Genomic DNA, 24,822 nt, shown 5'->3' on the forward strand with positions numbered 1-24,822 from the left:
ACGTCTCTCCGGCTACCCGAGGCGTGCACACTGGTGTAGTGAGTCAACGTTCCGACCTACGGCCCCATCGGATTGCCGTGCTGTCGGTACATACCTCCCCCCTCGCCCAACCGGGCACCGGCGATGCCGGCGGTATGAATGTGTACGTCCTGCAGACGGCCATCGAACTGGCCCGCCGCGGCACCCAGGTGGAGATCTTCACCCGCGCCACCTCCTCCAATGACGAACCCCTGGTCGAGGCCGCCCCCGGCGTGCTGGTCCGGAATGTGGTCGCCGGCCCGTTCGAGGGCCTGGACAAACACGATCTGCCCACCCAGCTGTGCCCGTTCGCGGCCGAGGTGCTGCGGCAGGAGGCCCGGCACCTGCCCGGCCACTATGACCTCATCCACTCCAACTACTGGCTCTCCGGCCAGGTCGGCTGGCTGGCGCGGGATCGCTGGCGGGTGCCCATGGTGCACACCGCGCACACGCTCGCCGCGGTGAAGAACCTCTACCTCGCCGAGGGCGATACCCCGGAACCGGCCGCCCGGGTGATCGGTGAGAAGCAGATCGTCGCGGAGTCCGATCGCCTGGTCGCCAATACCGCCGAGGAAGCGCGGCAGTTGGTCGAGCTGTACGGCGCGGACCCCGAGCACATCGATGTGGTGCTGCCCGGCGCGGACCTCACCCGCTACCGCCCCGGCGACCGCGCGGCCGCCCGTGCGGAACTGGGCCTGCCCCACAATGAGCGGATCGTGGCCTTCGTCGGCCGCATCCAGCCGCTCAAGGCGCCGGATGTGCTCGTGCGCGCCGCCGCGCAGATGCTGGCCGACGAGGACGCGCGCACCGGAATGGACGCCACGCGCCCGCTGCGCGTGCTGATCGTCGGCGGCCCGTCCGGCACCGGCCTGGAGCGCCCCGACGCGCTGATCGAATTGGCTTCCGCGCTCGGCATTTCCGATCGTGTCACCTTCCTGCCGCCGCAGCCGCCGCACCGCCTGGTGCAGGTGTATCGCGCGGCCGATCTGGTGGCCGTGCCCAGCTACAACGAATCTTTCGGCCTCGTCGCCATCGAGGCGCAGGCCAGTGGCACTCCGGTGCTGGCCGCCGATGTGGGCGGGCTCGGCACCGCGGTGCGGGACGGCGCCACGGGGCTGCTGGTGCCCGGCCATCAGACCGCCGATTGGGCTGCGGCACTGCGACTTCTGCTCGACGACCCCGCCCGGCTGGAGCAGATGGGCACGGCGGCTGTCGAGCACGCCTCGAACTTCTCCTGGGCGCATACCGCCGACGGTCTGCTGGACAGCTATTCCGCCGCGCTCGCCCAGTCCCGCACCGGGCGCGTTCGCACCGGTAGCGTGCACGCCGACAGTCCTCATGCAAGATCAATGCCGTGGCCAGTTGGGAGTCCGAGACCGATACGGGTCGAGGTCGAGCCGGCATGGCGGCGCCGGATGGGAGTCGTACGCCGATGAGCGAAGCCGCACAGGGTGATACCGCCGAGGCCACCGCGAAGCTGATCGACGACACCCTGCGGGATCGCGAGATCGAATACACCCGTGAGGCCGACGGTACGTTCGTCGTCATCCTGCCGGGAGAGCGGAAACTCAAGACCGCGCTCGGCGTCACCGTCGGCAAGCACGGCATTCGGATGGAGTCCTTCGTCTGCCGCAAGCCGGACGAGAACTTCGAGGGCGTCTACAAATTCCTGCTGCGCCGTAATCGCCGCCTCTACGGGGTGGCATACACGCTGGACAATGTCGGTGACATCTACCTGGTCGGCCGCATGTCCACGCACGCCGTCACGCCCGATGAACTCGACCGCTGGTTCGGTCAGGTGCTCGAGGCCGTGGACGCCGATTTCAATACCCTGCTCGAGCTCGGTTTCGCGGAATCCATTCGCAAGGAATGGAAGTGGCGGGTCTCGCGCGGCGAATCGCTGAAGAATCTGCGCGCGTTCGAACATCTCGTGGACGCCGACGACAAGGCAGAGAAGGTCTAGCCTCCGGACGGCGGAATCGCAGACGCGGCCCGTCGGAATCGTCTGTTCAGCACCCGGATCGAAGGAGACCGACGGCCCATGGTGGCGTTGGCATTGGATATCGGCGCGACGAAATTCGCTGCGGGCCTTGTTGATTCGCAGGGCAGCGTGCCGTCGTCCGAGCGCATTCAAGTTCCCGCGGCCGGGGTTTGGCCCGCCTGCCGTGAGCTGCTGCTGCGCGTAGCGGGAACCGGGCGGGTGACCGCGGTCGGCATCGGCGCGGCGGGACCGGTGGACGTGCGCGCCGGTTCGACCGGCCCGCTCAATATTCCGGAGTGGGCAGGCGGGTTCGGCATTGTGGGGGCGGTCCGGGAGTTGTTCCCGGACGCCACTGTTCGCTTCGCCATCGACGGCGTCTGCCTGGCCCTGGCCGAACAGCGCTGGGGTGCGGCCCGCGGTATCGCGGACGTGCTCGCGCTGACGGTGTCCTCCGGAATCGGCGGCGGCATCATCTCCGAGGGCCGAGTCCTTATGGGGCGCACCGGAAATGCCGGGCACATCGGTCATATCGTGGTCCCCGGCAGTGCGGAACCCTGCGCCTGCGGCGGCTTCGGCTGTGTGGAGGCGGTGGCCAGCGGGCCGTCGTCCGTGCGCTGGGCGCGGCGGCAGGGGTGGACCGGCAGCACCGGCATCGAATTATCGGAATCCGCCCGGGCCGGTGACGGTCTCGCCCGCGCCGCGCTGGAGCGTGCGGGTACCGCGCTGGGCACCGCCATCGCTTCCGCCGCCGCGCTGCTGGATACCGATCTGGTGGTGGTCGGCGGGGGCTTCGCGCAATCGGGCGACCTGCTGTGGCGGCCGCTGCTCGACTCGGCCGCGGCGCATGCCCGCCTGGTTTTCGTACGTGAACTGCGGGTGGTTCCTTCGGAGCTCACCGATCAGGCGACCCTCGCCGGCGCCGCCCTGCTCGCACTCCGGTCCTGACTTCGCGTGTCGGGAAAACAGGTTCGGTGTGTCGCGTGACGCTGCCACTACGGTGGCGGACGTGGGGCTAATCGAATTCGAGCCGGGTGACGTCGTCTACGTTCCGGAGGGGCCGTTCAGTGGCGTCTGCGCCGTGGTGCAGGCGGTCGACTCCGCCCGCTCGGAACTACGGGTCGAAGTGGCGGTGGGGGAGCAGCGGCACGGACTGACCATGACCTTCGACGAGGTGGAGTGGGCCTGACCGGGCCCGCAGGGCCGGAGCCGACAGCGAACCGGCGCGTGGAAAGATGACCCCCATGACGTACACCCTCGTGCTGCTGCGCCACGGCGAGAGCGAATGGAATGCCCTCAACCTGTTCACCGGCTGGGTGGATGTCCGGCTCACGGAAAAGGGTGTCGCCGAAGGCAAGCGTGCCGGTGAATTGCTGGCCGAGGCCGGAATTCTCCCGGATATCGTCTATACCTCGCTGCTGCGGCGTGCGATCAGCACCGCGAACAATGCGCTGGATGCCTGTGACCGGCATTGGATTCCGGTCGTCCGGGATTGGCGGCTCAACGAGCGTCACTACGGTGCGCTGCAGGGTAAGGACAAGGCCCAGACCAAGGCCGAGTACGGCGACGAGCAGTTCATGCTGTGGCGCCGCAGCTACGACACCCCGCCGCCGCCTATCGAGACCGGCAGCGAGTACAGCCAGGACGGCGATCCGCGGTACGCCGGAATCGATGTGCCGCTGACGGAATGCCTGAAGGATGTCGTCGCCCGCATGGTGCCGTACTGGGAGGACACCATCGCCCAGGACGTGCGCGGTGGTAAGACGGTTCTTGTTGCGGCGCACGGTAATTCGCTGCGAGCGCTGGTGAAGCACCTGGAGGGGATCTCCGACGAGGATATTGCCGGGCTGAACATTCCCACCGGAATTCCGCTCAAGTACGAGCTGGACGAGAACCTGTTGCCGCTCGGCCCGGGTGTCTACCTCGACCCGGAGGCGGCCGCCGCAGGCGCTGCCGCGGTGGCGAATCAGGGCGCCAAGTAAGTCTGCGAACCAGTAATACGCGCAACGCGCTGTAGCCGAATTACCCGGCTACAGCGCGGTTTTCATTCATCGTATTCGTAGCGACTGTGATCCAACTCTCATTACGGGACCGTAGGGTATTCCACGCCAACGCAATTCGAATTTGCCGAAGCTTTGCCCATTAAAAGCGGTAACTGTAACCGGTGTTTGCAACTTACTCCCGAGTAGATATGCTCTGGGCGTTCGACCAAATGCGAGAGGTAGATCACGTTCGATGAAGCACGCGCTACGGGCCACAATTGTCGCTTCTGCGGCCGCTCTGCTCCTTCCCCTGATGGCCATATCGGCCGATGCCGCTCCCGTTCCGGCCGGTCCCGACGGCGGCGCCGCCGGTGCGGCCTGGACCGGCACCGAGGACGGGCAGCAGCAATACCCCAATGTCTTCGTCGAATGGGACGTGCCGATCACCATGAGTGACGGCACCGTGCTGAAGGGCAACGTCTACCACCCGGCCGATGCCGCCGGCCGCCCGATCGACACCCCCACGCCGACCGTGCTGAACATGACGCCGTACACCAAATTGGTGTCCAACGTCGCCGACAGCGCCTTCGCCATCCCGGGACTGGGCGACGCACTGCTCAATGTGTTCCGCAATATCCACCTCGACGGCACCCCGATCTCCGGATTCGGCGAACTGCTGAATGCCGCTGGTAATGGCGAACTTCGAAACTTCAGCGTCGATCGCCAGCTCATCAAGTCCGGCTACACGCAGGTCGTCGTCGACGTGCGCGGCACCGGTTTCTCTCAGGGCGAATGGGACATCCTGCGCCAGCGCGAGCAGCAGGACACCGTCGAGACCATCGACTGGGCGTCCAAGCAGAGCTGGTCCAACGGCCGTATCGGTATGAGCGGTCTGTCGTACTCGGCCATCAATCAGGTGCAGGCCGCGGAGAAGCATCCGCCCGCCCTGAAGGCCATCTTCCCGATCGTCCCGGGCAGCGACCTCGTCGACGATGTGCTCGCGCCCGGCGGCGGCTTCGGCTTCAACTTCATTCCGCTGTGGCTCAGCGCCGTCAACGGTCTCAAGTGGGTGCCGGACCTGGCCTCGATTGCCCAGGGCAAGTTCGACTTCCAGTGGCTGAAGGATCGTCAGGCCGACCCGTTCGGCTACCTGGACGTGCTGATGTCCGCGTACACCAGCCCGAATATCGAGAGCCTCGATCCGCGGGTGAAGTCGATGCTCAACGATATGTCGGCCGACCGGGCGGGCTGGATCGGCGATCCCAGCCAGATCACCATCCCGACCTTCGTCACCGGTGGCTGGCACGATCTGTTCACCTACTCGGAATCCAAGATCTACAACGCGATTTCGGTGCCGCCGGGGCAGAAGCAGCTGCTGATGGGCAATACCTATCACGTCACCTCGGGCTCCGAAGCCGGCTTCCCCGGCCTGCCTCCGCGCCTGGACGTGCTGCAGCGCGCCTGGTTCGACAAGTGGCTCAAGGGCATCGACAACGGGATCGACTCCTATGGTCCGGTGACCCTGCGGCAGCAGGGCGGCGGCTGGATCACCCAGGGCGGTTTCGGTGACACCGCTCCCGCCGAAGAGGCCTCGCGCTACCAGCGCATGTACCTGTCGTCGCAGCGCAGCGGCACCGCCAACAGCCTCTACGACGGCTCGCTGACCAGCGGCGCCAACGGTGACACCGACCGGCTCAGTGTGTCGATGGGCCTGACCACCCTGTGCTCCAACGATGCCGCGCAGGGCAGCGCCGGTGTGCTGTCGATCATCGACGGCTGCGCCAAGGACTCCCGGATCGCGGAGACCAACGGCCTGACCTTCACCAGCGCTCCCGTCGCCGAGGCCACCACCATCTCCGGTCCCGTTGCGGTGCACCTCAATACGGTTCAGGACGCGTCCGACGGGTACTGGACCGTCACGGTCAACGATGTCGCGCCGGACGGGCAGTCGACCGTGCTGACCTCCGGCCAGATCATGGCCTCGCTGCGGCAGATCGACGATGCGAACAGCACGCGGTCAGCCAATGGCGATTACACCGACCCGCGCGCCTTCACCTCGCTCGACCGGCAGCAGCCGACGGTGCCGGGTGAGGCCACCACCCTCGATATCGCCTTGAGCGGCACCGAAGGCATTCTGCAGCCGGGACACCGGTTGCGGGTGGATGTGTTCGCGGGCAATTTCCCCAAGGGCCTGCCGATTCTGCCGATGCTCCTGGATACCGGTTTCAAGCCGCAGCATGTGCAGCTGGATCCGAATCGTCCGAGCTTCGTGAATATCCCGGTTCGCGGTAACACCGGCTGGTGATTCCGCCCCACCGGGCCTGAGCGCCCCGGACGTGTACAACGGCGTACACCTCCGGGGCTTTTCTTTGTGCACTTTCACGATTCTTCGGGAAAAACTGCCCGGACAGTTGCCTTCGCTCTAGCTTGGGGCGAGTTTCCATGCGGACGGAGAGTGGCTAGGGCACTATGGGATTCCTGGTCAAGACGGTCGTCGCACTGACCGCCGTCGTTGCGGCAACACAGTTCCTGGCACCGGCGGCTACCGCCGATCCGGCCGGCCCGGACGGCGGTGCGAGCGGTGCGGAATGGGCTGCGACGGAAGACGGTCCACAGCTCTATCCCAATGTGTACATCGACTGGGACGTGCCCGTCACGATGAGTGACGGCACCGTGCTGAAGGCGAATGTGTACCACCCCGCCGATGCCGCGGGCCATCCCGTCACCGACCCGACGCCGAGCATTCTGAATTTCACGCCCTATACGAAACTCGGCTCGATGATCGCCGATTCGGCGCTGTCGGTCCCCGGGCTGTCCGATCTGCTCGTGCAGCTGTTCCGCACTGCCGACCTGTCCGGCACCCCGTTCTCCGGGCTCACCGACCTCACCAGGGCGCTCGGCGGCGGACTGCTGCGCAATTTCAGCGTTGACCGCCATCGACGCCTGCGGTAAGGACTCCCGTATCGAGGAATCGAACGGGCTGACCTTCACCAGTGCGCCGGTCGCGGACATCACCACCGTCTCCGGGCCGATCGCCGTACATCTGAACACCGTGCAGGACGGCACCGACGGTTACTGGGTCGCCACCGTCAACGATGTTGCCCCCGATGGCAATTCGACCACCCTGTCCTCCGGCCAGCTCGTCGCCTCGCTGCGCGCCATCGACGAGTCCCGCAGCACCCGTCTGCCGAACGGCGACTACACCGACCCGGTGCCGGACCTGTCCCTCGACACCCGTCAGCCGACCGTCCCGGGCCGGGCCGGTGGCACTGGATATTTCGGTCCCCGGCATCGACGCCGTGCTGCAACCCGGCCACCGGCTGCGCGTGGACGTCTACGCGGGCAACTTCCCCAAGGGCCTGCCCATCACCGCCATGATGGTCGACAGCGGCCTGCGCCCCCAGCACCTGCTGCTGGATCCGGCCGCGCCCAGCTTCGTCAATATCCCGGTGCGCGGTAACTCCGGCTGGTGATTGTCGACACCTCCGGCTCGTCAGCCCGGGCCGGCGGTGTGATCCCGGCATTTCACGGCGTTTGCCGGAAAACTGCCAGCGACCTGCCCCGCGCTGTCCGAACATTGCGTAAACGCCGGGCTAACGCTCGTGGAAGCCGCTGTGACCTGCGTGAAACTTCCTGCACCCGGGGCCGGACCCGGCTCGGGCGACCGTACGATTCACAGTGTGAGCGTTCCACAGGCCGTGCTGTTGGCAGTCCTGGCGGCCGTCGTTGGACTGGCAGTCGGTGGATTGCTCATTCCCTATGTGAATGCCCGGCAGGAGCGGCTGCGCGCCGCCACCGATTCGGGCCTGACCATGTCGCAGGTGCTCGATCTCATTGTGCTCGCCTCCGAGAGCGGAATCGCGGTGGTCGATCAGTACCGGGATGTGGTGCTGGTCAATCCGCGGGCCGAGGAGCTGGGCATAGTCCACGATCGGCTGCTCGACGAGCGCGCCTGGTCCGCGGTGCAGCAGGTGCTCGGTGGTGGCAAGGACATCGAATTCGAGCTCACCGCGAAGATCCCGCTGCCCGGCCGCGCCCGGCTCGCGGTCCGCGGTGTCGCCCGGCCGCTGTCGCAGGAGAACCCGAACTTCGTGGTGCTCTTCGCCGACGACGATTCCGAGCAGGCCCGCATGGAGGCCACCCGCCGCGATTTCGTCGCGAACGTCAGCCATGAACTCAAGACCCCGGTCAGTGCCATGAGCCTGTTGGCTGAGGCATTGCTGGAATCGGCCGACGATCCGGATTCGGTGCGGCACTTCGGCGAACGCCTGCACGGCGAGGCCCGCCGCATGGGCAAGATGGTCACCGAGTTGATCGCGCTCTCCCGCCTGCAGGGCGCGGAGAAGCTGCCGGAACTCGACGCCGTCGATGTGGACAGCGTGGTCACCCAGGCCATCGAGCGCTCCCGGACCGCCGCGGAAGCCGCCGGCATCACGGTGAGCACCGATACCAGCAGTGGACTCGAGGTGATCGGCGATCAGACGCTGCTGGTCACCGCGCTGTCGAATCTGGTGGAGAATGCCATCGCGTACTCGCCGCGGGGTTCGCAGGTCTCGGTGAGCCGGGCGCTGCGCGGCGGGCATGTGAATATCGCGGTCACCGATCGCGGTATCGGCATCGGGAAGGAAGACCAGGAACGCGTCTTCGAACGATTCTTCCGGGCCGACAAGGCGCGCTCGCGCGCCACCGGCGGTACCGGGCTGGGGCTGGCTATCGTCAAGCACGTAGCCGCCAACCACAGCGGTGAAGTCACCCTGTGGAGCAAGCTGGGCACCGGATCCACATTCACCCTGCGGATCCCGTCCCACCCCGCCGATTCCAACGGCATCGACAAGAGGCTTTCCGCCCATCTCGGGCGGGCCAGAACCAACGGTGTGGAGGCAACCCGATGACGAGTGTGCTGATCGTCGAGGACGAGGAGTCGCTGGCCGATCCGCTCGCATTCCTCCTGCGCAAGGAGGGGTTCGAGGTCACCGTGGTGGGCGACGGACCCTCTGCCTTGGCAGAGTACGACCGGTCGGGTGCGGACATCGTCCTGCTCGATCTGATGCTGCCCGGTATGAGCGGTACCGACGTATGCAAGCAGTTGCGGGCCCGCGGCAGTGTCCCGGTGATCATGGTGACCGCTCGCGACAGCGAGATCGACAAGGTGGTCGGCCTGGAACTGGGCGCCGACGACTACGTCACCAAGCCCTACTCCTCCCGTGAGCTGATCGCCCGTATCCGCGCCGTGCTGCGCCGCGGCGTCGGCGAGGAGGCCGACAGCGGCAGCGAGACCAGCGTCCTGGAGGCGGGCCCGGTCCGCATGGATGTGGACCGCCACACCGTGCAGGTGAACGGTAAGCCGGTCACCCTGCCGCTCAAGGAGTTCGACCTGCTCGAGTACCTGCTCCGCAACTCCGGCCGCGTCCTCACCCGCGGCCAGCTCATCGACCGCGTCTGGGGCGCCGACTACGTAGGCGACACAAAGACTCTCGACGTCCACGTCAAGCGCCTGCGCTCCAAAATCGAAGGCGACCCGGCCAAACCGGAACACCTCGTCACGGTGCGTGGCCTGGGCTATAAGCTCGAAGCTTGAGCTAGGACATTCAAAAAGACGCGCTCGCCTCGGAATCCGAGGCGAGCGCGTCTTTTACGTAAGGCGACAACTGATTTCGTGAGCTGGGGGTAACTCCCGGGGTACGTCCAAAATAGGTTCCCCACCTAACCGCGTCTACGCGTGCGGAAGTCCCAACGGCTCTCAGCCGTGCGCTGAAGGTTCGGAGGGGCGGAACTGCTACGGCAGTTCGGCCCAGGCGGTGCCCAACGGAGTGTCAAGCTGCTTCAGGACGATCCAGCCGTAGGCGTCCTGCTGCTGGCAGTCGTACCAGGCCACGTCCGCGCCGTTGCCGCGGCAGGCGATGGTGTTGTTGGTGCCGTACGGGGTCATGATCAGCAGTTTGCCGTCGGCCTTGGCGTTCAGGGCGGCGGGATCGGTGTAGGAGACGAAATTGGCGGTGACGTCGGCGTATTTGGTGGGATCGACGCTATCGGCACCGGCGTGCGGCGCAAGGCTGAGAACAACACCGGCGGCCAGCGCGGCGACGGTGAGCGATTTCTTGATCATGGCCTGGATGTCTAACACGTTCCGGTGAACCCGCAGTGGCGAAACGATGTCACGCACACTTCCCGCAACTCACACCCCGAGGTCACCGACCAGGTGGCACTCCGAAACAGACTTCCGCGCAGGCTGATTGGAATGTCGCTCCGGCCGAGGTGAATTCACCTGCCGTACACCCGGTGGATGAAACCGGCCGGGCTGATACGGAAAGAGACGCGCCCACCTCGATCCGAGGTGAGCGCGTCTCCCGATGTCCGGGCCGGAGGGACGGTGCGGCCCAGCACCGGCCGCTGGGTGGGCGGCCGGCGGGACAGGTCTGGTTAGCTTCCGGCGCTTCCGGTCAGCCCGCCGAGTAGGCCACCGAGCAGCCCGCTCGCACTGCCGGTGCCCGCGCTGCCGCCGGTGCCGCCGGTCGGGGGAGTGGTGCCGCCGCCCGGGTTGGCCGGGTCGACCACGTTCACCACGATCGTCTTGACATTGCCGCCCTGCGACGCGGTGATCAGGTGCTGCCCCGCGGTGGTGGGCGTCCAGTTCAGCGTCGAGGAGCCGACCGGCCACGGGACCTTGCCGGCCGGGGTGAGGGTATTGCCGTTGTCGGTCCAGTACACGAGCAGGCCGATGCCCGCGCCGCTCAGCGCGGCGGTGAGCGTGTACTGGGTATTGATGGTGTACGGGTCGCTGCCGGACACGCTCACGGAGTCGACGGTCGCGCCGGCCTGGGGCGCTGCGTAGACGGCGACGGCGGCGGCGATGGCGCCACCGGCGACACCCGCGCCGATGCGGCGGGAAAGGGAGTTCATACCGGGTGTTCCTGTCAGTTCGAAGTGTTGCCGCTGCTGCCGCTGCCGAGTGGTCCGGCCGGGCCGAAGCCGCTGCCGGAGCTGGAGCTGCCCGAGCCGATCGGCGCGTCGCTGACGTTCACGATCGTGGACTGCGTGCTGTTGCCCTGCGAGACGGTGAGGATGTGCTGGCCCTTGTCCGACGGGGTCCAGCTGATGCTGGAGTGTCCGGGCGGCGACGGAATCTTCGGGCTGCCGATGAAATTGCCGTTGTCGCTGAAGTACACGAGCAGTCCGACCGAGGCGCCGCTGAGATCGGCCGAGATCGTGTACTGGGTACCGACCTGGTAGTTCGAGCCGCTGACGGACACGGTGTCGACGGCCGCGCATGCGGTGGGGGCCGTGAGTGCGGCGACCACGGCGAGGGCTGCGAAACCGGTGATCCCCGCACCGGCCGTGCGGGTGGTGATCCTCGGTGGTGCGTTGCGCATGTGTTCTCCTGTGCTGCTGCCCACGGGGACGGGTGTGGGCATCCGCACACTAGGCGACCCGGTGAGTGAAATGTAGTTATTTCGAATAAATTATCAAGCAAGCGTCCGCTTGGTTTCGGTGGGTGCGCGAAATCCCGGGGAATTTCCCGCACCCACCTGTCCGGCCCGCGCTGCCCGCGAACCGCTTTCGGGCCTACGAGCTGCCGAACAGCCCGCCGAGCAGCTTGCCGGCGCTGCCGGTGCCACTGCCGCTACTGCTACTGCCGCTGCCACTGCTGGGTGACGTGGTGGGCGGCGTTGTGGCCGGAGGAGTCGTAGGCGGGGTCGTGGGCGGAGTGGTCGGAGGAGTCGTGGGCGGGGGAGTGGTCGTCCCGCCGCCCACGTTCAACACCACGGACTTACTGCTGCTGCCCTGTGACACGGTCAGGATGTGCTGGCCGGGAGTAGTCGGGGTCCAGTCGAGCGAGGCGTGTCCCGGAGGCCACGGCACCTTGCCGACCGACGTGAGGCTGGTGCCGTTATCGCTCCAGTACACGAGCAGGCCGACCGAGGCGCCGCTCAGATCGGCGGTGGCGGTGTAGGTGCTGCCGACCTGGAAATCCGATCCCGAGAGGGTGATCGTGTCGACCGTGGCCTGCGCCGTCGGCGACATGGCGATCACAATGCCCGTTCCGGCGGCAATCGCCAGTCCCGCCGCCCCCGCGCCGATGCGGCGGCGAGTGTTGTTGTAACGCATGGGTTCTCCTGTGCACTCCAGGGAAAGAGATTGCGCTCCTGGAGAATCGATAGTCGAGAGTTTTCCGGCCAGCCGTCAGAGGCCGAAGGGCAGGCCGTCGGCACTGCCGGTACCGCCGCCACCCGGGGTCGTGGTCACCGGCGGCGTGGTGGTCACCGGAGGTGTGGTGGTCGGCGGGACGGTCGTCGGCGGCACCGTGGTGACGGGCGGGTCGGTGGTGGTGACGGGCGGGACCGTGGTGGTGACGGGCGGGTCGGTGGTGGTCACCGGCGGGACCGTGGTGGTCGGCGGCACCGTCGTGGTGGGCGGGGCCGTGGTCGTCGGCGGGACCGTCGTGGTCGGCGGTGTGGTGGTGGCCGGCGGGGTGGACCCGTCGGTCACATTCACGACCAGCGATTTGGTGCTGCTGCCCTGCGAGACCGTGAGCACGTGCTGCCCGGTGGTGCTCGGGGTCCAGCCGAAGCTGGCGTGGCCGACCGGCCACGGCACCTTGCCGACGGGAGTGAGGCTGCTGCCGTTGTCACTCCAGTAGACGAGCAGGCCGATGGACGCGCCGCTGAGGTTGGCGTCGAGGGTGTAGCTGTGGCCGACGACGACATTCGAATCGGAAATGCTGATCGAGTCGACGCTCGCATGCGCCGGGGACGCCGCGAGGACGGCGACGACGCCCGTCGCGACGGCGAGCCCGGCGATGCCCGCGCCGAGGTAGCGCCGGCTGGGCGGGGTGTTGCTCATGAGTTCTCCTGTGCTGCGACCCACGAGGGGGAGTGGGTTCGTCGCACAGTAGGGGAGCGGAGATGTGAAATTGGGTAATTTCAGAAAGTTACCGGCGGGTCGCTACTTCTTCGCTGACTTCTTCGCGCCGGCGGCCGGCTTGGCCACGGCGCTCGCCCGCTTCTCCTCGGCAGCCTTCTCCTGCGCGATGACCGTCGCCGGATGCACCGCCACGATGCCCAGTCCCTGCCGTCGCCGGCAGTGCTGTGCCAGCTCGTCGTAGGCGGGTTTGCCGAGCAGTTCGATCAGTTCCGGCGCGTACGCCTCCCAGACCGGCCGGGTGCCGACATGCGCGTCCGGCGAGCCGGTGCAGTACCAGTTCAGGTCCAAACCGCCGGGCCCCCAGCCGCGGCGGTCGTACTCGCCGACGACGGTCCGCAGAATCTCCACCCCGTCCGGCCGGTCCACCCAGTCCTGGGTGCGGCGAATGGGCAGCTGCCAGCACACCTCCGGCTTCACGGTCAGCGGTTCCAGGCCCTTGCGCAGCGCCATCGTGTGCAGCGAGCAGCCGATGCCGCCCGCGAAGCCGGGCCGATTGAGGAAGATGCACGCGCCGTCGAACCGCCGGGTGCGCAGCGCGGGCTCATCGTCGAGGTCGTCCTCTTCCAGGTACAGCTTCTTGCGGACCTTGCCGTTCTCGTCCTGGGCCTCCGGCATGAGCTGCCAGTCCTCGGGTGTGAGCATCTTCACAGCCTTGGCCAGCTTCTTGCCGTCCTCCTCGTCGGAGAGGAACGCGCCGTGCGAGCAGCAGCCGTCGTCCTCACGCCCGGCGATGATGCCCTGGCATGCGGGAGTGCCGAAAACGCACGTCCACCGCGACAACAGCCACGTCATATCGGCAGCAATCAGGTGCTCATCATTTGCTGGATCAATAAATTCGATCCACTCCCGGGGGAAGTCCAGTTCGACTTCGGGGGCCGGGTCGATCTTCGCCGCTGGTCGCAGCCCGGTAGGACCACTCGCGGATGCACCTGATGTCACAGTGCGGAACGCTAACAGCTCGGTCGCCTGGCCTGAAGTCGTGACGCACCCAGTACCGTGTTCATGTGCGGCTCGGTGTACTCGATGTGGGAAGCAATACCGTCCATCTGCTGGTGGTGGACGCGCATCGCGGTGGCCACCCGATGCCCATGAGCTCTACGAAGGCGACGTTGCGTCTCTCGGAAAGCATGGATGACCAGGGGCGCATCACGCCCGCGGGCGCGGCTCGGCTGACCACGACGGTCGCCGAATTCGCAAGCATCGCAAAAACTTCCGGATGTGTGGAGTTGATGGCGTTTGCTACTTCCGCGGTGCGCGAGGCGACCAATTCCGAACAGGTGCTGGCGCGGGTGCGCTCCCAGACCGGAGTGAATCTCCAGGTCTTGACAGGAGCCGAAGAGGCCCGGCACACCTTCCTCGCGGTGCGGCGCTGGTACGGCTGGAGCGCGGGGCGAATTCTGAACCTCGATATCGGCGGCGGCTCGCTGGAGATGAGCAACGGCGCCGACGAACAGCCGGATGTGGCGCTGTCGCTGCAATTGGGCGCGGGCCGGCTCACCCGGGATTGGCTGCATCACGATCCGCCGGGCAAGCGCCGAGTGGCGGTGCTGCGCGATTGGCTGGATGCTGAGTTGGTGGTGCCGTCCAAGCAGCTGCTCGAGGTCGGCCGCCCCGATCTCGCGGTGGGTACCTCGAAGACTTTCCGATCACTCGCCCGCCTGACGGGCGCGGCCCCCTCTGTTGCGGGGGTGCGTGTGCGGCGTACCCTCACCAGTTCCGGCCTGCGGCAGTTGATTGCGTTCATCTCGAGAATGACAGCTGCGGACCGGGCAGAATTGGAAGGCGTAAGTTCCGATCGGTCACAGCAATTGGTGGCCGGCGCGCTGGTCGCGGAGGCGAGTATGCGGGCATTGTCACTGGATACGCTGGAAATCTGTCCCTGGGCACTGCGTGAGGGATTGATCCTGCGAAAACTTGATACCGACCTGGATAGCGAACCGATAACTGGCGGACCGAACGGTGGCCAGCCGGGCACGATCGAAACGGTGTCTCGATGACCGAGGATGTAAGTCAACTGTCCGTCGCCGAACTACTGGCGCGAAACGGGCAGCAGGGCGCGCCCTCCGCCGGTGGCGGCGGGCGCAGGCGCCGGAGTGGGCGTGGCCTTTCGGTCGCGGATCTGACCGGCGATATACCGGTGGTGCGCAACGGCTCGTCCTCGCACGCGGCCTCCGACGAGGCGGCGCCGGACGGGACGGCGTATGACGCCCTCACCGCAGCGCCTCAGCCTAATTCTGGCGAAACGGACTATTCAAACTTTTCGAACTATTCGAATTACCCTGACTATTCAGGTGTTTCGCCCGAACCGCAGCCGGTTTACTCGCCCTACTCGGTACCCGATCCGGAGCCCGCCTACTCCCCGCTCTCCGGGCCGATCTCCTTCTACGACCCGCTGGCGCCCACGGAGCGCCCCGCCGGAGCGCCCTCGCTACCCGAGCCGTCCGGCTACCAGTGGTCGGACGGCTCCGGCCAATACAGCGGCCACAGCGCCCCCGGTGTCGAGCCGCCCCGCAGCGGGCGCCGCCGCAAACCCGACCCGCTGGACGCGGATGTCTCGCTGTCCGAACTGGAGGACCCGTCCGCCCCGCCGCCGCTGCGCGGGGAGAGCGGCCGCCGCCGGCGCCGCTTCGATCCGGACGACGAGACCACCGAGGTGCGGCCCTTCCGCGGCAGCCGGGCTCCCGAGCCGGGCAACGGCTACGCCGGTCTCGACAGTGCGATGGGCGGCCTGGAGAACGGCGCCCGCACCCGGCATCTCGACAACGGCCCGACCTGGTCGCCGGAACCGCTACCCCGGAATCCGAGCGCGGAGCGCGCCCCCGGATTCGACCCCCTGCAGGCGGCCGCGCCCGCCGCCCCGCCCATGTCCCGTTCGGCCCGCCGGCACGCGGAGGCCCAGCGTGAGGCGGAGGCCGAGCGCCAGCCCGCCGCCCCCTCCTGGCCGCAGCAGCCGGAACCCCAGTGGCAGAACGAGGCGCCGCGGCAGCCGCAGGCCTGGCAGCAGGACGCGCAGCGGCAGCCCGAACCCCAGTGGCAACTCGACGGCCGGCGCCCGCCCGCCGCGCTGCGGCAGGACGATCCGCGCCGCGACACTCGCCGCGGGCCGGAGCCGGATGCCGGTCGCGGCGCCCCGGTCGGCGGTCTGCCCGCATGGTCGGCGCGAAGACGTCCGGCCGCCGAGCCCGCCCCGCAGCCGGACCGGCGCGATCAGGGTTCGATCCCGACGGCCGCCTGGACTTCACCGGACCAGGATCAGCAACTGGTCTCCGGCGGCACGGTTGCCGGTGATCTGCTGCACAATGCGCTCGAGCGCGAAGATCAACGCGCGGAACAGGACTCGCGACGTGGTGGCAAACGCCGCGCCGGTGGTTCGCGCCGTCGCGGTGCGGTCGAGGAACATGATCCGGACGAGCACCTCACCGAAGTCTTCCAGCCGCTCGACGACGACTACGACGACGAGTACGACGATGACGACGACTACGACGACGAGCCGCGAATATCGCTGGCCGAACGCTTTTCGGCGCTCACGTCGAAATTCCCCCGGCCCGCCGCGCGCGCGGTGTCCGCACCCTCGCGGTCGCGCGGGAATCAGTCGTCGGAGCAGGAGGATAATCGCCGCCAGTGGTTGATTCTGGCCGGGCAGAGTGTGGGCGCGGCAGTCGCGGGAATGTTGCTGTTCAAGGGTTTCGAACGCATGTGGGAGATGCTCCCGTGGGTTGCCCTGGCCCTGGCGATGATCGTGATTCTCGGTTTGGTGGCACTTGTCCGGGTCCTGCGCCGGACCGACGATATTTTCAGCACTGTGATTGCCGTCGTCGTAGGCGTCTTTGTGACGCTCGGACCGCTAGCCTTTCTACTCAGTACGAACTGAGCAGGGAGCGGCAGTGGGGAATATCGCGCAGGGGGCGAACATCGAAAATCGAGTCGGGCGAAGGGAAGTCCGAGTCGGGCTTTCCACGGCGTCCGTGTATCCGGAGAACACCGAGGCCGCTTTCCGCTATGCGGCCGAGTTGGGTTACGACGGTGTGGAATTGATGGTGTGGGCCGAACCGGCCAGCCAGAGCATCTCCATCGTGCAATCCTTCATGCACAAATACGACATACCGGTGCTGGCCATTCATGCGCCGTGTCTGCTGATCTCGCAACGGGTCTGGGGGTCGGACCCCGTCGCGAAGCTCACCCGCAGCGTGCACACCGCCGAGGCGCTCGGCGCGGCCACCGTGGTGGTGCATCCGCCGTTCCGGTGGCAGCGCCGCTATGCCGACGGTTTCGCCGAGCAGGTGGCCGAATTGGAAAACGACAGTCCGGTTTCGGTGGCGGTGGAGAATATGTTCCCCATGCGGGTGGACACGCTCTTCGGCCGCAGCGGAACTTCCATTCGCCGATTGGAGCGGCGCGGCGGTCCCGGGCCGTCCATCACCACCTTCAGCCCGTCCTTCGATCCGACCGATACCGGCTACCGGCACTACACGCTCGACACCTCGCACACCGCGACGGCGGGCACGGATGCGCTGATGCTGGCCCGCCGCATGGGATCCGGGCTCACCCATCTGCACCTCGCCGACGGCCGCGGCGCAGCCACCGATGAGCACCTCATCCCGGGCGAGGGCACCCAGCCGGTCGCCGAACTGTGTGAAATGTTGGTCGGCAACGGTTTCCAGGGTCAGGCGGTGATCGAGGTCAATACCCAGGCGGCCCGCACCACCATGGACCGCGCCGCCATGCTCGACCGCGCCCTCACCTTCGCCCGCACCCACCTCAACGGCGTCACCCCGCCGGTTCCGGCGCCGGAACCGACGGGTGTGAGCCGCGGCTGACGCACACAGGCCCGCCGGGAGGTGATCCCTGCCACCGGTAGTTCGTTCGCTGGCAGCTCACTTGTACGCTATAAAAAAGTCAAAGCTAACCAGCGGCATCTCGCAAGTCGGCAACTGATCTCGTGAGGTTCGGGGTAACTCCCGGGGTACGTCCGCAATAGGTTCGACACCCGACCGCAGGTACGCGTGCATAACGGCGACGGCTCTCAGCCGGGCGCTGAAGTTCCGGGGAGGCGGATCAGATGACAACGGAGTTGACCGTCGAACATAAACCGGCGAGTAGCCCGGTCGACGCGCCCTTCAGCCGCGTCTGCGCCCTGACCGAATTGCCCTCGGACGACTCGGGCATCGGCCGCTACCGGGGTGTCATCGAGTCCATCTGGACCATCGGCAAGAAGCTGCACGGCGGCACCATGGTCGCCGGCAGCGCCGCGGCCGCCACTGAATGGCTGCGCCGCACCGCCCCCGAGCGCGCGGACATGTTCCCGATCGCCGCCAGCTCCGACTTCCTCGGCGCCCCGGATCCTGGCGAGGTCGAGTACGAGGTCCGCACCCGCAAGATCGGCCGTCAGATCTGCCTGATCGACGTCAGTCTGATCCAGGGCGGCCGCGTTCTGGTGCATACCGCTTTCACCTTCGGGCATCTCGATGACACCGCACCGGCGTACGCCGCCGACCACGCGCAGGACATGCCCGCCGAGCCGTCGGCCGACGCGCTCGCATACGACGACCGCAACCCGATGGGCAAGATGGTCCATGTGGCACAGGGCTCTTCGGTCGCCATCGATACGAAGTGGGCCCGTTTCCTCGCCGGTGAAACCGCGGAACCCCGACTGCGCCTGTGGATTCGCCCCCTCGACGGTGATGAGCAGGATCCGGACGTCGCCACCTTCTTCGCCATGATGGCCGCCGACATGTCCCCGCCCGTCCCGATGAACCTCGGCCAATTCGGCTGGGCCCCAACGGTTCAGCTCACCACCTACCTGCGCCGCCGCCCGGCCCCGGGCTGGCTGCGCGTCATCGCGCACAGCCGCGAAGTGGGCGGCCGCATGTTCGACGAAGATCAAATGGTCATCGACTCCACCGGAGCCGTCGTCGCCCAGAGCCGCCAGCTCGCCCTGATCCCGCAGGCGCGGTAGCTGTCCCGCCTCCCCGAAACTTCAACGCCCAACCGGGAGCCGTGGACCGTTCTCGACGCGTGCCGGCGGTCGGGAGCCGAAGCAATTTTGGGGGTACCCGATGAGTTACCCCCGAGGTTGCGAGATCAGTTGTCGCCAATTCGCAAAGTCGGGCCGGCCTACTAATCTGAATCCATGACGAGGATTGCGGTGATCGGTGGAGGCCGGATCGGGGAGGCGCTGATCGCCGGGCTCCTCGAATCCGGACGGGCGAGCAAGGATCTGGTGGTGGTCGAGCCGGTGCCGGCTCGCGGAGAGTTGCTGGCGCAGCGTTTCGGGGTCCGGGTTACCGAGGTGGTGGCCGAGGCCGCCGAAGGCGCCGATCTGATCGTGATCGCCGTGAAGCCGCAGGATGTCGACGGTGTGGTCCTGGAGCTGGCCAAGGCCGAGCTCGGTGAGCAGGAGCAGGAGGCCGTGGTGGTCTCGCTGGCCGCGGGCGTGCCGACCGGCCGCATCGAGGTGAAGCTGCCCGCCGGTTTCCCGGTGGTCCGGGTCATGTCGAACACCCCGATGCTGGTGGGCCAGGGCATGAGCGCCATCGCGCCCGGCCGCTACGCCCGCAAGGAGCAGCTGGCCCTGGTCTCGGAGATGCTGGAGTCGGTCGGCAAGGTGGTGACCGTCCCCGAATCGCAGATGGACGCGGTGACCGCCGTATCCGGTTCGGGCCCGGCGTATTTCTTTCTCGTGGTCGAGGCCATGGTCGACGCGGCCGTCGGCCTGGGCCTGACCCGCGATGTGGCCACCACCCTGGTGGTGCAGACCATGCTCGGTTCGGCCGCGCTGCTGGAGGAGTCGGGCCAGAGTGCCGCGGAGTTGCGCGGGGGCGTCACCTCGCCCGCCGGGACCACGGCGGCGGCATTGCGGGAACTGGAGCGGGGTGCGGTGCGCTCGGCTTTCCACGAGGCGCTGAACGCCGCTAAACGTCGTTCTGTCGAGCTGGCCGGCACCGCCGAATAGGCTGACTCGCCAGTAGCTTGTTTGCTGCTGGGCTACGACTCGCCACGGCAAAGGCTGATTTCTCACACCCGTCGCAGCAACACCACTGGTCCCGCTAAGCTTCAAGGAGCACGTGCGTGTCTGTTCCGCCGGTGGGGAAGCCGGCGGCGCGGGCGTGCCGGAGGTCAGTGGCGCAATGATGTCTGGAAACAGTCAAGCGAGGTCCGCAAACACCCCAGTCAGCGCAGTCGGAAATGTTCTCGGCGGTGGAACTCAGTTCCTTACCGTCGCCGAGGTGGCGAATCTGATGCGGGTATCCAAAATGACGGTGTACCGGTTGGTGCATTCCGGAGAGCTGCCCGCAGTGCGGGTGGGTCGTTCGTTCCGGGTGCACGCTAAAGCCGTGCACGACTACCTGGAGACGTCCTACTTCGACGCGGGGTGAAACCCCGCTGAAGAGTCCCCACCAATGGTTCGAGTCGTGACGACTGATTTCGCGCGGCCCGGGTAACTCCCCGGGTACCGCCGAAATCGTCGTCGCGCCTAACCGCCGGCACGCATGCGTGTCGGCCAGCGGCTGTGAGCCTGGCGCTGAAGATTCGGGGAGGCGGGTTGGCTCGGGGAGGCGGGTTAGTTCGCTCGCCGGTGGCCCGGTAGCATGAACCGGCATCCTGTACGGGCCGGTGGTGCAGCCGGGTCCGCGTCGGCCCGAACCGGGTAGGACTGTGCAGGGTTGAAAGTGTGCTCCCCGCGAAGGCGGGGATGACCCGAGAGAACGCGAGGAACAACCCTATGGGTTCTGTGATCAAGAAGCGCCGCAAGCGCATGTCGAAGAAGAAGCACCGCAAGCTGCTTCGCCGTACGCGCGTTCAGCGCAGGAAACTCGGCAAGTGATCGCTGGCTAGAGGCCCTCCCAATACTGTTGGGGCAAGCCTGGCCGCTGCGTCGTAGCTGGAAGCCCGTCACCTTCGGTGGCGGGCTTTCTGTTTGTCACGGGTGACAGAACTCATCGTTAGATCCTGGTTAATACCCTTCGGGGAGCACTGGTCCGCCGGTTACCCTGGGACGCGGGAATAACAGAAATGGGGGCTTGCGAGTGGGATCCGGAGCGGCAGGTTCAGGCGCCCGGGACGGTTCGGCGCCCAAGATCGTGATGGTGACCGGCGCGAGCCGTTTCTTCGGCGGCAATGTAGTGGCCAGGCTGGCAGCCGATCCTGCCATCGAACGGATCATCGCGGTGGATGCCAAGCAACCGAGTCCGGAGTTGCTGCGCCGTATGGGCCGAGCCGAATTCGTGCGCGCCGATATTCGAAATCCGTTGATACGCAAAGTTATCGACGGCAATGAAGTGGACACGGTAGTTCATCCCGCGGCATTGTCGCGCCCGCCGGCCGGTGGGGGCCGGGCTGCGATGAAGGATATGAACGTGCTGGGCGCCATGCAGTTGTTCGCGGTGTGCCGCAAGGCTTCCAGCGTGCGCCGCGTGGTGGTGCGTTCCTCCTCCGCCGTATACGGGTGCAGCGCCAAGGATCCGGTGAAATTCACCGAGGAAATGTCTGCGCGTACCCCGCCGCGGGGCTGGTTCGCCCGCGACATGATCGAGGTGGAGGGATTCGTGCGCGGCCTGGCGCGGCGTCGTCCCGATATCTGTACCGCGATATTGCGTTTTCCGCCGATTGTGGGTCCGCAGTTGGCGAATCGCGGTGTGCAGTATTTCCGTTCGCCGGTGACCCCGACGATCTTGGGGCGTGATCCGCGAATGCAACTGCTGCACGAGGAAGATGCGATTGCCTCCCTCACACACGCCGCGATCGCGGCGCCAGGGGGTACCTTCAACGTAGCGGGTGACGGCGCGATGGCATTGTCGCAGGCGATCCGCCGGGCAGGCCGGATCGAAATGCCGGTGCCGTACAACGTGTTCCGCACTGTCGGCCGCACCCTCATGGGTCCGGTGATGCGGGAGTTCACCGCCGAACAAATCGACTATTTCCATTTCGGTTGCGGTCTGGACACCACCAGGATGCGCACCGAACTGGGTTTTCAGCCGCGCTGGACAACGGTGCAGGCATTCGACGACTTCATAGGGGGCGCAGCGTTGCGGCCCGTCATCGATCCTCGCTGGATCGACGCCGCAGAGAACAAACTTCTCGGCCTGCTCGGGGCTGGGACGGGAGCACACCAATGAGTGATGTAGCGAAGGTGATTCGTCTTCACGACGTGGATATCGAGGCACGGCATCGGCCGTCGCGGGTCTGGCCGGGGGAGCCGGCGCTGAAGCCGGTGACCTCGTTGACCGATCGCCTCGCCGAAGTCGAGTCCCGGCAGCCGAAGTCGCTGAGCGAGATGATCCGGGGGGCGGTGGTCGAGGGGGTCGGCCGCACCGCGGATTTCGCCCGGCGCCGCCTGACCGGTGACTATCAGGTCGACGAATTCGGCCTGGACGAACATCTGCTGGAATCGGTGATCCTGCCGATGCTGCGCCCGCTCTCGGATCTGTGGTTCCGGGTGGAGGTCAGCGGTATCGAGAACATTCCGGAGGCGGGCGGCGCGCTGCTCGTGGCCAATCACGCGGGCACGGTGCCGATCGATGGGCTGATGCTGCAGCTGGCCGTGCACGATCGCCATCCCAAGCAGCGCCTGCTGCGCCTGCTCGCCGCGGACCTCATTTTCGAGACGCCGGTGGTGGGCGGTCTCGCACGCAAGGCCGGGCATACCCTGGCCTGCCCCGCCGACGCCGAAAGGCTTTTGCGCGCAGGGGAAGTCGCGGGCGTGTTCCCGGAGGGCTACAAGGGCATCGGCAAGCCGTTCGGTGACCGCTACAAGCTGCAGCGTTTCGGCCGCGGCGGTTTCGTGGCGGCGGCGGTGCGCACCGGGGTGCCGATCATTCCGGTCTCGATCGTCGGTTCGGAGGAGATCTACCCGAAGATCGGCAATCTCGAGCCGCTCGCGCGCCTGCTGGGCATGCCGTATTTCCCGGTGACGCCGACGTTCCCGCATCTGGGCCCGCTGGGCGCTATTCCGTTCCCGTCGAAGTGGTACATCGAATTCGGTGAGCCGATTCCGACGGGCGAATACGAGCCCGAGGCCGCCGACGATCCGATGACCATGTTCGAGATCACCGACCAGGTCCGCGAAACGATTCAGGGCACCCTCTACAAGCTCCTCACCAAACGCCGAAACCCCTTCACCGGCTAGAGCCGCACTGTCTCCCTGCGAATTCCGGCCCAGCGAAGCTGGCCGGAATTCGACAGCGCAACAACTGATTTCGCGCCGATCGGGGTAACTCGCCGGGTACGAGCCAACTCGCCCCCCACCCCACCGCCGGCGGCCGACGCAACCGTTGCCCCACCTGAGTCGGGCTTGAATTCCCGGAGAGGCGGGACAGCTAGCTTGCTTTGGCCTCGCGTTTGCGGCTGAGTACCGCGGCCGCGGCGCCGCCGGCCGCACCGAGTGCGAGTGCCGTCGGCACACCGACTTTCGCGGCTTTCCGGCCGGTGCGGAAGTCCCGGATCTCCCAGCCGCGGTTCTTGGCGACCTCGCGCAGGTCCGCATCGGGATTGATGGCCACCGCCGTGCCGACCAGCGAGAGCATGGGCACGTCATTGTGGCTGTCGGAGTAGGCGGTACAGCGTTTGAGGTTCAGCCCCTCACGAATGGCGAGGGTGCGCACCGCATGCGCCTTGCCCAGCCCGTGCAGGATGTCGCCGACCAGGCGGCCGGTGAATACGCCGTCATGGCTTTCCGCGACGGTGCCGAGCGCGCCGGTGAGGCCCAGCCGCTTGGCGATGACCTGCGCCAGTTCCACCGGTGTCGCGGTGACCAGCCAAACCTGTTGTCCGGCATCGAGATGCATCTGCGCGAGCGCCCGGGTGCCCGGCCAGATCTTGTCGGCGATGATCTCGTCGTAGATCTCCTCGCCGAGCGCCGCCAATTCGGCGGTGGGGCGGCCGGCGATGAACTCGAGGGCGCGCTCCTTACCGCTGCTCATATCGGCGCTGTTCTCTTTGCCGGTGACCCGGAATTTCACCTGTTTCCAGGCGATATCGACCAGATCGGAGGTCTTGAAGTATTTGCGCGCTGCCAGTCCGCGCGCGAAATGCACGATGGACGCACCCTGCACCATGGTGTTGTCCACATCGAAGAACGCGGCGGCGGTGAGATCACGCGGAATCGCGGGTCTCGGCTCGTCGTACAGTGCGAGTTCGGCGTCGTGCAGGGCGAGCGCGGCATCGGCGCTGGCCTCGCCCGCCAGATTGGCGCGCACCTCTTCATCGCTGGGACCGAACGGGCTGCGCGTGATTCGGGTGAACTGGTCCTGCAGACCCTGTCCCCAGCGGGGCGCGAATTCACCGAATCTGCCCGCGATCAAGCCCGACCGCGAGTCCTTCGAACCCTGTCCGGCCTCTTTCGATCGTTCCGGCACCAGTACCTCCGCCTGTTCTTGCCGCCACATTTGAGAGTCCGTGACCAATCCGGTTGGTGCATGCACCGGCACAGTCCACAGTAACGCCCAGCGGTGACGGTGACGTAGACGCTGACTGACATGACGGGGGTGTTGAATGAGTTTCATGAGCGATTCCACCCCCTCGGTGACCCTGCTGACCCGCGATGGGTGCGGCCTGTGCGCGGTCGCGCTGGAGCAATTGCGGCCGATCTGCGCCGATTTCGGCATCGAGGTGGCGATCGTGGATGTGGACGAGGCCGCGGCCACCGATCCGGCCCTGCGCGCCGAATACGGTGATCGGCTGCCGGTGGTGCTGCTCAACGGTCGTGAGCACAGCTATTTCGATGTGGACGAGGCGCGCTTACGCGCCGACCTGAGCCGGTGAAACAGCGGGTCGTCCGGTTCGGCCCCCCACCGGCCCGACGCCACCCCGTAACCGGGTGTTCGACTGTTCGATTCCCGGCGCGTTGCGTAGCGGGTTCCCCGTGAGCAGGGTTGAATGATCCCGGGGCAGGAGGCCCCCCGCAAAGTGACTGAATTCACCGAC

The 24,822-nt window shown here is 66.9% G+C and carries 26 protein-coding genes and 1 pseudogene; 20 read left to right on the top strand and 7 right to left on the bottom strand.

The window, feature by feature from the left end; all coding sequences use genetic code 11:
• The first annotated feature begins 38 nt into the window (after positions 1-38).
• The 10 genes and pseudogenes from mshA (at position 39) to OG716_RS34115 (ending at position 9,556) form a co-directional block, all read left to right on the top strand.
• On the top strand, positions 39-1,454 hold the full coding sequence (mshA, locus tag OG716_RS34070; protein WP_405134484.1) for a D-inositol-3-phosphate glycosyltransferase: 1,416 nt from the start codon (positions 39-41) through the stop codon (positions 1,452-1,454).
• Positions 1,451-1,981: a YbjN domain-containing protein gene (locus tag OG716_RS34075; RefSeq protein WP_405134485.1), complete on the top strand. Its 531-nt coding sequence runs from the start codon at positions 1,451-1,453 to the stop codon at positions 1,979-1,981. The genes mshA and OG716_RS34075 overlap by 4 nt, the downstream gene beginning before the upstream one ends.
• A gap of 78 nt (positions 1,982-2,059) precedes the next feature.
• Positions 2,060-2,944 (top strand): ROK family protein, encoded by an 885-nt coding sequence (locus OG716_RS34080; RefSeq protein ID WP_405134486.1) that lies wholly within the window; start codon positions 2,060-2,062, stop codon positions 2,942-2,944.
• A 61-nt stretch (positions 2,945-3,005) separates the two neighbouring features.
• Positions 3,006-3,185 (top strand): hypothetical protein, encoded by a 180-nt coding sequence (locus OG716_RS34085; protein ID WP_405134487.1) that lies wholly within the window; start codon positions 3,006-3,008, stop codon positions 3,183-3,185.
• 55 nt (positions 3,186-3,240) lie between these two features.
• Positions 3,241-3,978: a phosphoglyceromutase gene (locus tag OG716_RS34090; protein WP_355129169.1), complete on the top strand. Its 738-nt coding sequence runs from the start codon at positions 3,241-3,243 to the stop codon at positions 3,976-3,978.
• Between the two features lie 253 nt (positions 3,979-4,231).
• A complete protein-coding gene (locus OG716_RS34095) occupies positions 4,232-6,283 on the top strand; it encodes a CocE/NonD family hydrolase (RefSeq protein WP_405134488.1) in 2,052 nt (683 codons plus the stop codon).
• Between the two features lie 164 nt (positions 6,284-6,447).
• Positions 6,448-6,930, top strand: coding sequence for a hypothetical protein (locus OG716_RS34100; RefSeq protein WP_405134489.1), 483 nt, complete (start codon positions 6,448-6,450; stop codon positions 6,928-6,930).
• Positions 6,899-7,451: pseudogene (locus OG716_RS34105) on the top strand (CocE/NonD family hydrolase C-terminal non-catalytic domain-containing protein); the annotation flags it as partial. The gene OG716_RS34100 and the pseudogene OG716_RS34105, both read left to right, overlap by 32 nt.
• A gap of 207 nt (positions 7,452-7,658) precedes the next feature.
• Entirely contained in the window at positions 7,659-8,870 is a 1,212-nt protein-coding gene (locus OG716_RS34110; RefSeq protein WP_405134490.1) for a sensor histidine kinase, read from the top strand.
• Entirely contained in the window at positions 8,867-9,556 is a 690-nt protein-coding gene (locus OG716_RS34115; protein WP_327142462.1) for a response regulator transcription factor, read from the top strand. The genes OG716_RS34110 and OG716_RS34115 overlap by 4 nt, the downstream gene beginning before the upstream one ends.
• Positions 9,557-9,754: 198 nt before the next feature.
• Here the strand turns inward: OG716_RS34115 and OG716_RS34120 are convergent, their stop codons facing one another.
• From OG716_RS34120 to OG716_RS34145, 6 genes are all read right to left on the bottom strand, one after another.
• Positions 9,755-10,084: a hypothetical protein gene (locus OG716_RS34120; protein WP_327142461.1), complete on the bottom strand. Its 330-nt coding sequence runs from the start codon at positions 10,082-10,084 to the stop codon at positions 9,755-9,757.
• A gap of 314 nt (positions 10,085-10,398) precedes the next feature.
• Positions 10,399-10,878: a hypothetical protein gene (locus OG716_RS34125; RefSeq protein WP_405134491.1), complete on the bottom strand. Its 480-nt coding sequence runs from the start codon at positions 10,876-10,878 to the stop codon at positions 10,399-10,401.
• 14 nt (positions 10,879-10,892) lie between these two features.
• Positions 10,893-11,348, bottom strand: coding sequence for a hypothetical protein (locus tag OG716_RS34130; RefSeq protein WP_405134492.1), 456 nt, complete (start codon positions 11,346-11,348; stop codon positions 10,893-10,895).
• A gap of 193 nt (positions 11,349-11,541) precedes the next feature.
• On the bottom strand, positions 11,542-12,084 hold the full coding sequence (locus OG716_RS34135) for a hypothetical protein (protein WP_405134493.1): 543 nt from the start codon (positions 12,082-12,084) through the stop codon (positions 11,542-11,544).
• Positions 12,085-12,159: 75 nt separating this feature from the next.
• On the bottom strand, positions 12,160-12,819 hold the full coding sequence (locus OG716_RS34140) for a hypothetical protein (protein WP_405134494.1): 660 nt from the start codon (positions 12,817-12,819) through the stop codon (positions 12,160-12,162).
• Between the two features lie 102 nt (positions 12,820-12,921).
• Positions 12,922-13,839 carry a hypothetical protein gene (locus OG716_RS34145; protein WP_405134495.1) on the bottom strand — a complete coding sequence of 306 codons (918 nt, stop codon included), beginning with the start codon at positions 13,837-13,839 and terminating at the stop codon, positions 12,922-12,924.
• A 65-nt stretch (positions 13,840-13,904) separates the two neighbouring features.
• On the opposite strand from OG716_RS34145, the gene OG716_RS34150 reads away from it, so the two are divergent.
• The 9 genes from OG716_RS34150 (at position 13,905) to OG716_RS34190 (ending at position 23,026) form a co-directional block, all read left to right on the top strand.
• Positions 13,905-14,897, top strand: a complete 993-nt coding sequence (locus tag OG716_RS34150) for a Ppx/GppA phosphatase family protein (RefSeq protein ID WP_327142455.1) — start codon at positions 13,905-13,907, stop codon at positions 14,895-14,897.
• Entirely contained in the window at positions 14,894-16,771 is a 1,878-nt protein-coding gene (locus OG716_RS34155) for a hypothetical protein (RefSeq protein ID WP_405134496.1), read from the top strand. Before OG716_RS34150 ends, OG716_RS34155 begins: the two co-directional genes overlap by 4 nt.
• A gap of 13 nt (positions 16,772-16,784) precedes the next feature.
• Positions 16,785-17,717, top strand: a complete 933-nt coding sequence (locus OG716_RS34160; RefSeq protein WP_405134497.1) for a sugar phosphate isomerase/epimerase family protein — start codon at positions 16,785-16,787, stop codon at positions 17,715-17,717.
• A 242-nt stretch (positions 17,718-17,959) separates the two neighbouring features.
• Positions 17,960-18,856 (top strand): thioesterase family protein, encoded by an 897-nt coding sequence (locus OG716_RS34165; RefSeq protein ID WP_405134498.1) that lies wholly within the window; start codon positions 17,960-17,962, stop codon positions 18,854-18,856.
• Positions 18,857-19,030: 174 nt separating this feature from the next.
• Positions 19,031-19,852: a pyrroline-5-carboxylate reductase gene (gene proC / locus OG716_RS34170; protein WP_405134499.1), complete on the top strand. Its 822-nt coding sequence runs from the start codon at positions 19,031-19,033 to the stop codon at positions 19,850-19,852.
• Positions 19,853-20,027: 175 nt separating this feature from the next.
• Positions 20,028-20,276 (top strand): helix-turn-helix domain-containing protein, encoded by a 249-nt coding sequence (locus OG716_RS34175; RefSeq protein ID WP_405140104.1) that lies wholly within the window; start codon positions 20,028-20,030, stop codon positions 20,274-20,276.
• A 347-nt stretch (positions 20,277-20,623) separates the two neighbouring features.
• The gene (locus tag OG716_RS34180) at positions 20,624-20,725 is read left to right on the top strand and encodes a 30S ribosomal protein bS22 (RefSeq protein ID WP_003402602.1); all 102 of its coding nucleotides are present in this window, start codon (positions 20,624-20,626) and stop codon (positions 20,723-20,725) included.
• 259 nt (positions 20,726-20,984) lie between these two features.
• Positions 20,985-22,016: an NAD-dependent epimerase/dehydratase family protein gene (locus OG716_RS34185; protein WP_355129378.1), complete on the top strand. Its 1,032-nt coding sequence runs from the start codon at positions 20,985-20,987 to the stop codon at positions 22,014-22,016.
• Positions 22,013-23,026, top strand: a complete 1,014-nt coding sequence (locus OG716_RS34190; protein WP_405134500.1) for a lysophospholipid acyltransferase family protein — start codon at positions 22,013-22,015, stop codon at positions 23,024-23,026. The genes OG716_RS34185 and OG716_RS34190 overlap by 4 nt, the downstream gene beginning before the upstream one ends.
• 190 nt (positions 23,027-23,216) lie before the next feature.
• On the opposite strand, the gene OG716_RS34195 is transcribed toward OG716_RS34190, so the two are convergent.
• Complete coding sequence (locus tag OG716_RS34195) at positions 23,217-24,257, bottom strand: HAD family hydrolase (protein WP_405140106.1); 1,041 nt, start codon at positions 24,255-24,257, stop codon at positions 23,217-23,219.
• A 142-nt stretch (positions 24,258-24,399) separates the two neighbouring features.
• Here OG716_RS34195 and OG716_RS34200 point away from each other — a divergent pair, with 142 nt between their 5' ends.
• Positions 24,400-24,660 (top strand): glutaredoxin family protein, encoded by a 261-nt coding sequence (locus tag OG716_RS34200; protein WP_405134501.1) that lies wholly within the window; start codon positions 24,400-24,402, stop codon positions 24,658-24,660.
• Positions 24,661-24,822: the final 162 nt, after the last annotated feature.

The organism is Nocardia sp. NBC_01388 (assembly GCF_045040085.1).
Classification (GTDB): Bacteria; Actinomycetota; Actinomycetes; order Mycobacteriales; family Mycobacteriaceae; genus Nocardia.